The sequence below is a fragment of the Mycobacterium sp. MOTT36Y genome (genome assembly GCF_000262165.1).
In the GTDB taxonomy this organism is placed as follows: Bacteria; Actinomycetota; Actinomycetes; order Mycobacteriales; family Mycobacteriaceae; genus Mycobacterium; species Mycobacterium intracellulare.
The window spans coordinates 996,972-1,009,700 of sequence record NC_017904.1 but is presented as its reverse complement, the minus strand read 5'-3'; the positions used below and the strand labels follow the sequence as shown (position 1 = coordinate 1,009,700).

Annotated in this window: 9 protein-coding genes; 5 read left to right on the top strand and 4 right to left on the bottom strand. The window is 68.8% G+C overall.

Translation table 11 applies throughout. From position 1 onward, the window contains the following. Positions 1-43: 43 nt before the first annotated feature. Positions 44-1,720 (bottom strand): hypothetical protein, encoded by a 1,677-nt coding sequence (locus W7S_RS05030; protein WP_050989367.1) that lies wholly within the window; start codon positions 1,718-1,720, stop codon positions 44-46. A gap of 250 nt (positions 1,721-1,970) precedes the next feature. Between W7S_RS05030 and W7S_RS05025 the strand changes: the two genes are divergently transcribed. Then, a complete protein-coding gene (locus W7S_RS05025) occupies positions 1,971-2,765 on the top strand; it encodes an FkbM family methyltransferase (protein ID WP_008254136.1) in 795 nt (264 codons plus the stop codon). A 22-nt stretch (positions 2,766-2,787) separates the two neighbouring features. Here the strand turns inward: W7S_RS05025 and W7S_RS05020 are convergent, their stop codons facing one another. Further along, positions 2,788-4,653: a bifunctional diguanylate cyclase/phosphodiesterase gene (locus W7S_RS05020; protein WP_008254134.1), complete on the bottom strand. Its 1,866-nt coding sequence runs from the start codon at positions 4,651-4,653 to the stop codon at positions 2,788-2,790. 139 nt (positions 4,654-4,792) lie between these two features. After that, on the bottom strand, positions 4,793-6,466 hold the full coding sequence (locus W7S_RS05015) for a hypothetical protein (protein WP_008254133.1): 1,674 nt from the start codon (positions 6,464-6,466) through the stop codon (positions 4,793-4,795). A gap of 368 nt (positions 6,467-6,834) precedes the next feature. Between W7S_RS05015 and W7S_RS05010 the strand changes: the two genes are divergently transcribed. Genes W7S_RS05010 through W7S_RS05000 form a run of 3 tightly spaced genes read left to right on the top strand, consistent with a single transcriptional unit; the run spans position 6,835 to position 10,203 of the window. Then, complete coding sequence (locus tag W7S_RS05010; protein ID WP_008254131.1) at positions 6,835-8,022, top strand: NAD(P)/FAD-dependent oxidoreductase; 1,188 nt, start codon at positions 6,835-6,837, stop codon at positions 8,020-8,022. After that, positions 8,019-8,930 (top strand): RNA polymerase sigma-70 factor, encoded by a 912-nt coding sequence (locus W7S_RS05005; RefSeq protein ID WP_008254130.1) that lies wholly within the window; start codon positions 8,019-8,021, stop codon positions 8,928-8,930. The genes W7S_RS05010 and W7S_RS05005 overlap by 4 nt, the downstream gene beginning before the upstream one ends. 16 nt (positions 8,931-8,946) lie before the next feature. Continuing rightward, a complete protein-coding gene (locus tag W7S_RS05000) occupies positions 8,947-10,203 on the top strand; it encodes an aminodeoxychorismate synthase component I (protein WP_008254129.1) in 1,257 nt (418 codons plus the stop codon). 52 nt (positions 10,204-10,255) lie between these two features. On the opposite strand, the gene rsmI is transcribed toward W7S_RS05000, so the two are convergent. After that, complete coding sequence (rsmI, locus tag W7S_RS04995) at positions 10,256-11,092, bottom strand: 16S rRNA (cytidine(1402)-2'-O)-methyltransferase (RefSeq protein WP_008254128.1); 837 nt, start codon at positions 11,090-11,092, stop codon at positions 10,256-10,258. 82 nt (positions 11,093-11,174) lie between these two features. On the opposite strand from rsmI, the gene W7S_RS04990 reads away from it, so the two are divergent. Continuing rightward, on the top strand, positions 11,175-12,707 hold the full coding sequence (locus tag W7S_RS04990; RefSeq protein WP_008254127.1) for a dolichyl-phosphate-mannose--protein mannosyltransferase: 1,533 nt from the start codon (positions 11,175-11,177) through the stop codon (positions 12,705-12,707). Positions 12,708-12,729 lie beyond the last annotated feature (22 nt).

Genomic DNA, 12,729 nt, shown 5'->3' with positions numbered 1-12,729 from the left:
TTGATTTACCGCGTAATTGGCGACGCGGCGCCCGCCGTCATCGTCACGCGGCGTGAGTCAACGCGTCGCGGGACAGATTCAACGTCGCGATCGGATAGCATCCGGTGCCGTCGCGCCCGTCGCGCGCGAGCCGCATGGGCGGATAGTTCACCACGTGGTTCGCGCCCGGCTTGTGCTGTTGCCAATCGACCGAGGCACACAACGTGTAGTGCCCTGGCGCCAAGCCCGCCAAGTCGATGTGAATGGACTCCGTCGTCGACGCCGGCAACGGCTCCTTGCTGGAGCCGTCCCCGGATGGGCTTTGGACCAGGGTTTTCAGCGCCACGGTCGCGGGAAGCGTGCGGACCACGGCCCCCGAGAAATCGACGAGCCGGTAGCCCGGGACCCAGTTTTCGGTCGCGGCGGCCGCGCCGTAATTGGTCCACGCGACAGCCAGGGTCGCCTTGCCGTCTTTCACCGATTGCGATTCCTGCCGCGCCTCCACCGAATACCGGTAGCCTGCGGCGACGTTTGCCCGCGCCCACAGCAAGTACAGCGCCGGGTCCATCGGTGTCGACGAATCCACAGCCGGGAAGTTGAAACTCGATGTCATCGACACGTGGTACTTGACGACGTCCTGCAGGCCTTTTTCGTAGTAGGTCCGCGGATCGGTTTTCTCGGGCAGCTGGCACCATTCGGTGATCATCGGCGCCGACGCCAGCCGGTTCCTCAGCGCTCCGACCAGCGGGTCCTTGGACTGCACATAGTGGGAACCATCCCTTTCCGCCCACGCGGGCAGCGGATCCTGTACGCCCAGGCAGTCCGCGCGGATGCCCACCGGCGCGGACAGTTTCTTCGTCACGTCGTCGGCGATCAACTGGCGCACGATCTCCGGGTTCAGTGCGGTTGTCACCAATTGCGTGTGGGGAAAAGCGTTTACGGTCGCCGCGACCAGCTGCCGAATGGACTCGGCGGTGATGTTCTGGTCACGAAACTGGCTGTAATACCCCAGCTTCGCGACGCTCTCGTCGGGTGCGGGGCCCGGCGCGCCGAGTGTGTCACGCAGATACGAGATGTGGTTCTCGCTGAAATCGCCGTAGCCGGAGAATTCGAAGACGCTCAGCCGCTCGTCGCCGTCGTAACGGCGGCCCAACGCGGCCAACAGCTGGCCGAACGCGTTCAGGTAGTTCGGATCATTCCAGTTCGGAACGACCTGCGTGACGCCGGGCATCCACCAATATCGTTGCGGACCGGAGTAGTTGGTGGCCGCGGCGCGCATCCAGTCGGGCATCGCGATGTTGGTGTTGTTCGGATAGACGGTGTCGCAACACGAGTTGTAGGCGACCACGCGAAGCGTCAGGCGCATGTTTCGACCGGCCAATTTCGTCAGGGCGTCATCGATCACGGTGAAATCGAATTTGCGATCGTCGGGAGCGTCCGGCGGCAGTGTGCTCGGATCGGTGGGCTGCAACTGGCGCCAGGGGACACGCAAACTGGCGTCGTAGGACGCCGGCCACGCCGGGTAGCGCCGCTGCGCCGGATTGCCCTGCGGGAACAGCGGTTGCAGGAGATCTTCGTACTGGCCGCGCAGGGGGTTCGGCACGTCCTGCACGGACAACGGTATGGCCGGACTGCTGATCAGGGCGAGCGGATCAAGGTCGCTGCGGCCGTCACATCCGTCGAGCACCAACGTCACGCACACGGTGACGACAAGGAGAATGTTCCTAATTGTCCGGACCATGATTGCTCGCGCTAAACCGTGTCCGACAAATGCATCTACTGCTACCTCTCTGGCGGTCGCGACTAGTCACATGCGCGGGATATCAAGGGTGACAACAGGGTACAGCCCGGGCCCGTGACAGATGGCTGAAATCGGGGCGCCCGGTGAAAAGCCCGCCGGCTTGGCGGGGCCTCCCGGCGCGCTTTGGCCATTGTCAAATCGCCGCGTCGACTAAGCTGGGGCTCCGCAAATCGGACAGGAGTCACAGCAGATGTCGGTCGCACGCTCGGCCAAAACTTGGCTCGCGCCGGCGGCAAAAAAACTCGCACCGCGCCTGTTCTGGCGGCGGAAGTTTCGAATCCTGCACCGCTTGGGGCAGAGCCGCGCGGACATCCAGCTGGTGGCGTCATTGTGCGATCCGAACCGGATCTCCCTGGACATCGGAGCGGACCTCGGCGAATTCACGATTGCGATGGCGGCGTCCTCGCGCTCGGTGACCGCGTTCGAGCCCCGGCCGGCGCAGGCCCGCGATCTGGCAGCGATGTTCGCCGCCGTCGGCGCCCCCGTCCGGGTGGAGGCGGTGGCGCTGTCCGACCGGCCCGGCACGATCGCCATGCGGGTGGTCGAATCCGAGCCGGGCCGAAGCACAATCGACACCGACAACGAACTCACCGACGTCAATGGGGATGACATTCGCCGCATCGACGTGCCGGTCAAGCGGCTCGACGACCTGCATCTTGACGACATCGGCCTGATCAAGATCGACGTCGAGGGCCACGAACTCGCAGTGTTACGGGGCGCCACGCAGACGCTCACCCGCAATCGGCCGGCGATTGTGGTGGAAGCCGAGGAACGCCATCACGCCGACGCCGTCGCCGAGATCACGGCGTTGCTGGCCGGTCTCGGTTACGCGGGTCACTTCGATCTCGGTGGCGCTCGTCGGCCCATCGCCGAGTTCGATCCGGCACAGCATCAGGACCCGGCCAACGTCGGCAGGCGGGAGGACGGCTGGGCCGCCCACGGCACCTACGTCAACAACTTCGTCTTCTTGCCCACCGAAGGCTGAGCGGCCTCCGCGATCGTCGCCGCTACGTCGAGCCCAGCGACGATGACTCGCGGTCGGCGAGAAACGGCATCGGCATCCAGCGCGCGGACAGCAGCGCTTCCATCGCGTCGCCGGGCAGGGGACGCGACAGCAGGAAGCCTTGCGCGCGGTGGCAGCCGTGTTGCATCAAAGTCAGTGCGGCAGCGGGGGTTTCGACGCCTTCGGCGACCACTTCCAGCCCGAACGCCTCGGCGAGCCCGATGATGGCGCGGACGATGGCCAGGTCGCCGGCGTCGGTGCCGACATCGCGCACGAACCCGGCGTCGATCTTGAGCATGTCGACCGGCAGGGATTTCAGGTGGGACAGAACGGCATAGCCGGTGCCGAAGTCGTCGATGGCGACCTGCACGCCGACTTCCTTGAGCTCCGACAAGGTTTTTCGCGTGGTGTCGATGTCGTGCACCACGGCGCGTTCGGTGATCTCGAGGCACACCGATGCGGCATCGATTCCGAACTCGCCGATCGTGTCGGCGACGCTTTCGACGAAGCCGCGACTGATCAGCTGGATGGGCGACACGTTGATGCGCAGCATGGCGCCGTGCCCGACCCCATTGGCGCGCCACTGGCTGAACTCGGCGCAGGCGCTGCGCATCACCCACCCGCCCAGCTCCGCGGCGAGGTTGGTGGATTCGGCCACCCCGATGAACGAGTCGGGCAGCAGCAGACCCCAGACCGGGTGCCGCCAGCGCACCAGGGCCTCCGCGCCCACGATGGCCCCGGTCCACAAGTCGACCTCGGGCAGGTAATGCAGGAGCAGGCCTTCGCTGTCGATGTCGCCCTGCAGGTGCAACTCGATGTCGTTGCGGAAGGCCCGCTTGAGCGACATGTCGTCGGTGGACACCGCCGTCTGATTGCCGCCGGCACGCTTGGCCGTCAGCACCGCCTCGTCCGCCCGGCGGAGCAGATCGGCGCAGTTGTCCGCCCCGGGCGTGCCCACCGCCAGCCCGATGCTGACGGTCCGGCTGACCACGTGGCCACCGATGGTCAGGCGATCGCACAGCATCGTCGACAGGCGACGCGCGAACGCCTCGGCGACCTCCGGCGACATCGGCTCGTCCGGGATGACGACGAACTCGTCGCCGCCGAGCCGGGCGATCATGCTCGGCGTTCCCGCGCACTCCTCGATGCGCTGCGCGAAGACGCGGATGAACCAGTCGCCCGCGCTGTGGCCGAGGTAGTCGTTGATCGGCTTGAGCCGGTCGAGATCGAGGTAGAACACCGCGACGGGTCCGGGGCTGCCGGGCGCGAGGCGTCCGGACAGGTGCGCGACCAGCGCCCGCCGGTTGTACACACCGGTCAGGTCGTCGTGCTCGGCGAGGTAGCGGAGCCGCTCTTCGGCGGCGATGCGCGCTTGAAGCTGGGCAAACAGCGCGGCGACCGCCTCGAGCGTGTTGATCTCCTCCTGCTTCCACCTGCGGGCACCGAACTTCACGAAGCCGAGCACGCCGGTGCACGCGTCGCTGGACATCAGCGGCGCGGCCGCCACCGACGGCGACGCCGTCGCCTTGCCCGGCCTCAGCGCGCGGCGGACCCACCCGGCGGACCGATCCGGACGGGTCACCACCGGCTTGCGGTCGCGCTCACACTGAGCGAGCACCGACTCGACGCCGTCCAACTGCAACGCCGCCACCAGATCCGGATCCGGGCTGTCGGTTCGTCGCGGCCATTCGGCGACCAACGTCGACGCCGCGGCATCGTTGTCGTGGTGGCGCAGGAAGCTGGCGTCCACATCGAACTGCTCGACGAGCCGCGCGAGTACCTTTTCGCTGACCGAGGTCGCGGTGGGCGCCGTGGCCTCCATCAGCGCGGTGGCGACGGAGGTGACCACCAGGTTCAGGCTGCGCGGCACGGAATCCTCCGATACGGGGCACTATCCCGTCTGGGTCCCGAAGTCAAAATATGTCCGAGAACGGTATCACGCACGGCCCCGCCCATCCGGGGTTACGAAAAGCTCGCAGCCAACGAAGCAGCGCCGCGGCCGGACGATGTCACTGGCCGTTTGCCGAGGCCGAGTCGCTCGGGATGTCAAGCGTGGCAATCGGGTACAGCCCCGAGCCGTCGCGGCCGTCCCGGGCCAGGGCCATGGGTGCGTAATTGACGACGTGCGAGGCGCCCGGCTTGTGTTGCCGCCATTCGACGGACGCCCGCAGCGTGTAGTGGCCGGGCGCCAGGCCCGTCACGTCGACGTGGACCGACTCGCTCGACGATTCGGGAACCGGCTCCTCGCGCGATTGGCTGGTCTCGTCATGGACCAGCTTCGCCAGGTTCACCGTCGCCGGCAGGCTGCGAACCACCGCCCCCGAGAAGTCGACCAGCTTGTAACCGGGCTCCCAGTGCTCGGTGGCCGCCGCCGAACCGTAGTTGGTCCAGGCCACCGAGATCGTCGCCACCTTGCCCTGGATCGACTGCGATCCCGGCTGCGCCTCGACCGAGTACCGGTATCCCGCGGAGGTATTGGCCTTGCCCCACAGCAAAAACAGCTTGGGATCCATCGCCGAGGCAGCATCCCGGTCGGGGAAGTCGGCACTCGAGGTCATCGACACGTGGTACCTGATGACGTCGTGCAGCCCCTTCTCGTAGTACGACCGGGGGTCGGCGCCGCTGGGCAACCGGCACCACTGGCTGATCACCAGGGCCGAGGTGAGCCGCTGCTTGATCGCGTTGACGACGGCATCGTTGGAGCGCACGTAGTGCGAGTCGCTGGCGTCGGCCCATTCCGGCAACGGCGCCTGCACCCCCAGGCAGTCCGCGCGGATGCCGACGGGCGCGGCCAGTTTCTTCGTCACGTCGTCGGCGAACAATTCGCGGACGATCTCCGGATTCTGGGGGGCCACCACCAATTGCGTGTGCGGGAAGGCATTCGTGTTCGCCGCGACCAACTGCGCGATGGAGGCCTTAGTGATGCTCTGGTCGCGGAACTGGCTGTAATAGCCCAGCTTTGCCACGCTGTCGTCCGGCGCGGGCCCAGGCGCGCTCAGCGAATCGCGCAGATACGCGACGTGGTTCTCGCCGAAGTCGCCGTAACCGGAGAATTCGAACACGGACAGGCGCTCGTCGCCGTCATAGCGACGGCCGAGGGCGGCCAGCAGTTGACTGATCCCGTTGAGGTAGTCGGGGTCGTTGAAATTCGGCACCACCTGGGTGACCCCCGCGGCCGAACTCTTCGCCGGCGCGGGATAACTGGCGGCGTACGGCCGCACCCAGTCCGGGATCGCGATGTTCGTGTTGTCGGAAGAGGTGTCGTTGCAACAGGATTTGTAGACGAATACGCCAAGGACCAGGCGCATGTTCCGGGCCCCGAGCTTGTTCAGCGCGTCGTCGATCGCGCTGAAATCGAACTTGCGGTCGTCGGGCGCGTCGGGGGGCAGTGTGCGCGGATCGACCGGCTGCAACTGCCGCCACGAGACACGCAGGCTGGCGTCATACGACGCGGGCCAGGAGGAGTACCGCTGCTGCGCCGAATTGCCTTGCGGGAAAAGCGGATTCAGCATTTCCTCGTACTGGCCGCGCAGCGGGTTCGGGATCTCCTGCGCGCTGGGTGGGATGGCCGGGCTGACCATCGCGGACAGCGGCCCGGGGTCGCTTTTACCGCCGCACGCGCTCAACACCAGCGCCGCGCACACGACAGCGGCAAGCGCGCGCGTCCTCCATGAGTACAACATCGTCACCGCGTCAGATCGCACCCGACGACACGTCCGACGGCGAGGGCCCGCGGCCGCTCGCGCAGATGGTCGTCGTCAAGGTTGCTTCTCCCAATACACACCGATGGCGCGTGCAAGTGGCCCCATATTTCGCGGTTTGTCTGGTGCGTGTATCCGACCGGGGCGGGCCACGAATTGGCGTAGCGCAGCGTATCACGCGCGTTCCGGCGACGCTCCGCCGCAGTTCAGCGGGGGTGCGGTCCGTTGGCGGCGCCCTTCCGCCCGCCGGCGCGCAGTGAGACGGGTCACAATAGCGGTGTCGATGTCACGCTCGGCCGGTCTGCGGTGTCTCAAGGGCACAGGTCCTCACGAACAGGTAGGAGATAGCCATGACCGAGGTGGCGCCTCAGAGAACTCATGTCGTCGTCGTCGGCGGCGGATACGCCGGGACGCTCGCGGCCAACCATTTGCGGCAGCGCCCGGACATCGACATCACGCTGGTGAACCCCCGGCCGGTCTTCGTGGAGCGCATCCGGTTGCATCAGCTGGTCGCCGACACCGGCGCCGCGACCGCCGATTACGCGACGCTGCTGGGCGACGGGATAGAGCTGATCGTCGACACGGTCGACGGCATCGACGCCCCGGGCCGGCGCCTGCTGCTGGGCTCGGGATTCGAGCTGGACTACGACTACCTGGTCTACGCCGTCGGCAGCACCGGCGCGACGCCTTCGACGGTGCCGGGCTTCGCCGAGTTCGCCCACTCGGTCGCCGACCTGGAGAGCGCGCAGCGACTGCACTACGCGCTCACCGACCTGCCGCTGCCCGCACCCGTCACCGTGGTCGGCGGCGGGCTCACGGGCATCGAGGTGGCCTCCGAGCTCGCCGAGCGACGACGCCCGGTCACCCTGGTCTGCGCCCCCGTTCTCGGCCCGTCGCTGAGCAAGCGGGGCCGGCGCTCGGTGGCCAAGCGGCTGCGCCGCCTCGGTGTCACCGTGCTGGAATCCGTCGCCGTGGCCGAGGTGCGCTGGGATGAGGTGGTGCTCAACGACGGCACCGTGTTGCCCAGCGCGGCCACCGTGTGGACGGCCGGATTCACCGTGCCCGATCTGGCCGCGCGCAGCGGGCTGCGCACCGACCCGATGGGCCGGCTGCTCACCGACGAAACGCTGACCAGCATCGACGACGACCGCATCGTCGCCGCCGGTGACGCAGCCGCGCCGTCCGGTCAGCCGTTGCGGATGAGTTGCCAGGCCGCCGGACCCATGGGCGCCCAGGCCGCCAACACCGTGCTCAGCCGCATCGCCGGGGACGCGCCCGCGGCGCTGAACCAGGCGTTCGTCGGACAGTGCATCAGCCTCGGTCGCGCGCACGCCACCTTCCAGCTGGCGCGCACCGACGACACCCCGGTGAACCTGTACCTCGGTGGCCGGGCCGCGGCTTCGCTCAAGGAGACGATCTGCAAGGCCACGCTGTGGGCGATCCGCCGCGAGGCCGCCAAACCCGGCTCGTATTTCTGGCTCAAGGGCGGCAAGCGGCCCGCGCAGTCACCGACCGGCGAGCGGGTCGCGCTGCGATGACACGCGCACCGACCGGCAGCGAGCACGCCGAACGCTTCACCCTGCTGCGGCCGCTGCTGTTCACCATCGCCTACGAGATGCTGGGCTCGGCGACCGAGGCCGACGACGTGCTGCAGGACAGTTATCTGCGGTGGTCGGCCGTCGACTTGGCGACGGTGCGCGACACCAAGTCCTACCTGGCCCAGCTGGTCACCCGGCAGGCGCTCAACGCGCTGCGGGCCGACGCCCGCCGGCGCGAGGAGTACGTGGGCCCGTGGCTGCCCGAGCCGCTGCTCCTCGAAGACCAGGATCCGTCCGCGGATGTCGTTCTCGCAGAGTCGATTTCGATGGCGATGCTGGTCCTGTTGGAGACGCTGAGTCCCGACGAGCGGGCCGTGTTCGTGCTGCGCGAGGTGTTCGGCTTCGACTACGGCGAGATCGCCCAGGCGGTGGGCAAGCCGGCGCCCACGGTGCGACAGGTGGCGCACCGGGCCCGTGAACACGTGCGGGCCCGGCGCAAGCGGTTCGAGGCGGCCGACCCGGAGCGCACCGCGGAGATCACCGCCCAGTTCCTGGCCGCGGCGGCGGGGGGCGACGTGGAAGCGCTGATGACCATGCTGGCCCCGGACGCCACCTGGACAGCCGACAGCGGCGGCGTGGTGAGCGCCGCCCGACGGCCGGTGGTCGGCGCCGACAAGGTGGCCCGGGCGATCGCCGGGCTGATGCGTCGGGCCGCGGAGATGGCCGCGCTGCGGGTGGAGACGGTGACATGCAACGGCGCGCCGGCGGTGCTGCTCTACCTGGGCGATCAGCTCGAAGGGGTGATCACGGTGGAGATCGCCGACGACAAGATCACGAACTTCTACGTCATGCGCAACCCGCGCAAACTGGCGGCGCTGGCCACCGCTCGCGACATCAGCCGCGGCTGAGCGGCACACTGGGTCGGTGCGCATCGACCGGCTCGGCGATCTCGGCGCCGCACCCCAGGTGCTGCGCGCCCTCGGTGACGCCACGACCCGATTGGGTCTCCCGCCCCCGGCCGCGCTGACCGGCGAGTGGTTCGGGGCCCTGGCGGTGATCGCGCCGAGCGTGTCGCTGGGGCCGGTGGCTGTCGACGGCGTGTTCGCCGTCGACGCCCCGCGGACTCCCGAGCAGCACGCGGTGGGCGGCGGGTGGATCGGGTACCTGTCGTACCCCGACCCCGGCGCCGACGCGCATCCGAACCGGATCCCCGAGGCCGCGGGCGGCTGGACGGACTGCGTGCTGCGCCGCGACCGCGACGGGCGCTGGTGGTACGAAAGCCTCTCCGGCGCGCCGATGCCGGGCTGGCTCGCCGCCGCGCTGGCCGCGCCTGCGCCACCGCCGCGCGAGAGCCGGATCGACTGGGGCATCGCCGACCGGTCCGCGCACCGCGACGGGGTGCTCGCCTGCCTGGAAGCCATCCGCGCCGGCGAGGTCTACCAGGCGTGCGTGTGCACCCAATTCACCGGCACGGTCGCCGGTTTCCCGCTGGACTTCTTCGTCGATGGCGTCGCCCGCACCTCCCCGGCCCGGGCGGCCTACGTCGCGGGTGCGTGGGGCGCGGTGGCGTCGCTGTCGCCGGAGCTCTTCCTACGCCGGCGCGGGACGGCCGTCATGTCCAGCCCGATCAAGGGCACCTTGCCGCTGGACGCCTGGCCGTCGGCGCTGCGCGCCTCTGCCAAGGAGGTGGCCGAAAACATCATGATCGTCGACCTGGTCCGCAACGATCTCGGCCGCGTGGCGGTCGTCGGCTCGGTGACGGTCCCGGAGCTGTTGGTGGTGCGGCGCGCGCCGGGCGTGTGGCACCTGGTGTCCACGGTGGCCGCCCAGGTTCCGGTCGAATTGCCGACGTCGGCGCTGCTGGACGCCACCTTTCCGCCGGCCTCGGTCACCGGGACACCCAAACAGCGTGCCCGCCAACTGCTTTCGCAATGGGAACCGCACCGCCGCGGAATCTATTGCGGAACAATCGGATTGGCCTCCCCCGTAGCCGGCTGCGAACTCAACGTCGCGATCCGCACCGTCGAATTCGACGCCGCGGGAGGGGCCGTGCTGGGTGTGGGTGGCGGGATCACCGCCGATTCCGACCCCGACGCCGAGTGGGCCGAATGCCTGCACAAGGCCTCGCCCATCGTAGGGCTGCCGTCGATCGCGGCCGCCGGCCCCGCCGGCTTGTCCTGATGGCGGCGACCCGCTGCGCCCGGCTTCGCCGCGCTTGCGACCGCCACGGCCGCTAAACCCGGCGAGCCCGCAGCACCGCGTCGTAGAGCTGGCGGGACCGCACCTCGGGATACGCGGCCGCCACCTCGCCGCAGGCGTCCTTGACGCGAGCACCGCCCGCGACCAGCTCCTCGACCTCGACGACCAGCGACGGCAGATCGGCGCGCGGCGTCGCGCCGGCCAGCACCACGGTGATCTCGCCGAGCACACCGTCGGCCGCCCACTTCGCCAACTCGTCGAGCGATCCGCGCACCACCTCTTCGTGCACCTTGGTCAGTTCCCGGCAGACCGCGGCCCGCCGCGCGCCGCCGAGCCGCTCGACCGCGTCCTGCAAACAGGCGGACAACCGGCGCGGCGACTCGAAGAACACACAGGTGCGTCGCTCGTCGGCCAGCGAATCCAGCCAGGTGCGTCGGGCCGCCTTCTTGCGCGGCGCGAACCCCTCGAAGCAGAATTTGTCCGCCGGCAGGCCGGACACGGCCAGCGCGGTGGTCACCGCCGAGGGTCCCGGCAGGCATCCCACCGGCAGGCCGGCTTCCACGCACGCCGTCACCAGCCGGAAGCCGGGGTCGTTGATCAGCGGCATCCCGGCGTCGCTGACCACCAGCACGGTCGCGCCCGCCCTGATCGCCTCGAGCACCGGGTCCACCCGGGTGGCCTCGACCCGGTCGAACATGCTGATCACCCGGCCGGTGATCTTCACCTCGAGGGCGGCGGCCAACGTCCGGACCCTGCGGGTGTCCTCGGCGGCCACCACGTCGGCCGTGGCCAGCGCGTCCAGGAGGCGGGGCGAGGCGTCCGAGGGCTGACCCAAGGGGGTCGCGCCCAGCAACAGGCGGCCGGTGGTCATGGTCGACAGCCTACGATCGACACCGATGACTGCCCCGCCCCGCGAATCCCCCTTGAACGCCCAGGGTGTCGAAAAGGAGCGCGTGGTCCCGGTCGTCAGCCCGGGCCCGCGGGTTCCGGTGGCCGATTTCGGTCCGACCGATCACGTCCGCGGCTGGGTGGTGACCGGCGTGATCACCGTGGCGGCCGCGGTGACCCGCTTCCTGAACCTGGGCTCGCCCACCGATGCCGGCACGCCGGTCTTCGACGAGAAGCACTACGCCCCGCAGGCTTGGCAGGCGCTGCACAACCACGGGGTGGAGGACAATCCGGGGTTCGGTCTGGTTGTCCACCCGCCGGTGGGCAAGCAGCTCATCGCGATCGGCGAGGCGATCTTCGGCTACAGCGGCGTCGGCTGGCGGTTCACCGGCGCATTGCTCGGCGTGGTCATGGTCGCGCTGGTGATGCGGATCGTCCGGCGGATCAGCCGGTCGACGCTGGTCGGCGCGATCGCCGGGGTGCTGGTCATCTGCGACGGCGTCAGCTTCGTCGCCTCGCGGACCGCGCTGCTCGACGGCATTCTGACGTTTTTCGTGGTCGCCGCGTTCGGCGCGTTGATCGTCGACCGCGACGAGGTGCGGCAACGAATGCACGTCGCGCTGCTGCAGGGCCGCAATGCCGACACGGTGTGGGGCCCACGCCTGGGTGTGCGGTGGTGGCGCTTCGGCGCCGGGGTGCTGCTCGGATTGGCATGCGGCACAAAGTGGTCGGGCCTGTACTTCGTGGTGTTTTTCGGCGTGATGTCGCTCGCGTTCGACGTGGCCGCGCGCCGCCAGTACCAGGTCGACCGGCCCTGGATGGGGACGCTGCCACGCGACCTCATCCCCACCGGCTATGCGCTGGGCCTGATTCCGGTGCTGGTGTACCTGGCCAGCTACGCCCCGTGGTTCGCCTCCGAGACGGCCATCGATCGGCACGAGGTGGGCCAGACGATCGGCCCGCATTCGTTGATCCCGCTACCCGATGCGATCCGGTCGCTGTGGCACTACTCGGCCAAGGCTTTTCAATTCCACGCGAGCCTGACGAATGCGGCGGGCAACTATCACCCGTGGGAATCGAAACCGTGGAGCTGGCCGATGTCGTTGCGGCCGGTGCTCTATGCGATCGACGAGCAGAACGTGCCGGGCTGTGGCGCGCAGTCCTGCGTCAAGGCCGAGATGCTGGTGGGTACGCCGGCCATGTGGTGGGTGGCGGTGCCGGTGTTGATTTTCGCGCTGTGGCGCATGCTGGTGCGCCGCGATTGGCGTTACGCCGCTGTGCTGGTGGGCTATTGCGCGGGCTGGCTGCCGTGGTTCGCCAACATCGATCGGCAGATGTACTTCTTCTACGCGGCGACGATGGCGCCGTTTTTGGTGATGGCCATCGCGCTGATTTGCGGCGACATCCTCTACACCCCGGGGGCGCCCGCCCGGGGGCCCGGGGTGAACTCGGAGCGACGCACGCTGGGGTTGATCGCCGTCTGCGCCTATGTGGCGTTGGTGGTGACCAACTTCGCCTGGCTGTTCCCGGTGCTCACCGGTCTGCCGATTTCGCAGCAGACGTGGAACATGGAGATCTGGCTGCCCAGCTGGCGTTAGTACCGCGAGCAGACGCAAAAGC

Coding starts and splice junctions, on each gene's coding strand:
- W7S_RS05025 (WP_008254136.1), top strand. CDS start 1,971: ATGTCGGTCGCACGCTCGGCCAAAACTTGGCTCGCGCCGGCGGCAAAA.
- W7S_RS05010 (WP_008254131.1), top strand. CDS start 6,835: ATGACCGAGGTGGCGCCTCAGAGAACTCATGTCGTCGTCGTCGGCGGC.
- W7S_RS05015 (WP_008254133.1), bottom strand. CDS start 6,466: ATGTTGTACTCATGGAGGACGCGCGCGCTTGCCGCTGTCGTGTGCGCG.
- W7S_RS05005 (WP_008254130.1), top strand. CDS start 8,019: ATGACACGCGCACCGACCGGCAGCGAGCACGCCGAACGCTTCACCCTG.
- rsmI (WP_008254128.1), bottom strand. CDS start 11,092: ATGACCACCGGCCGCCTGTTGCTGGGCGCGACCCCCTTGGGTCAGCCC.
- W7S_RS05030 (WP_050989367.1), bottom strand. CDS start 1,720: ATGGTCCGGACAATTAGGAACATTCTCCTTGTCGTCACCGTGTGCGTG.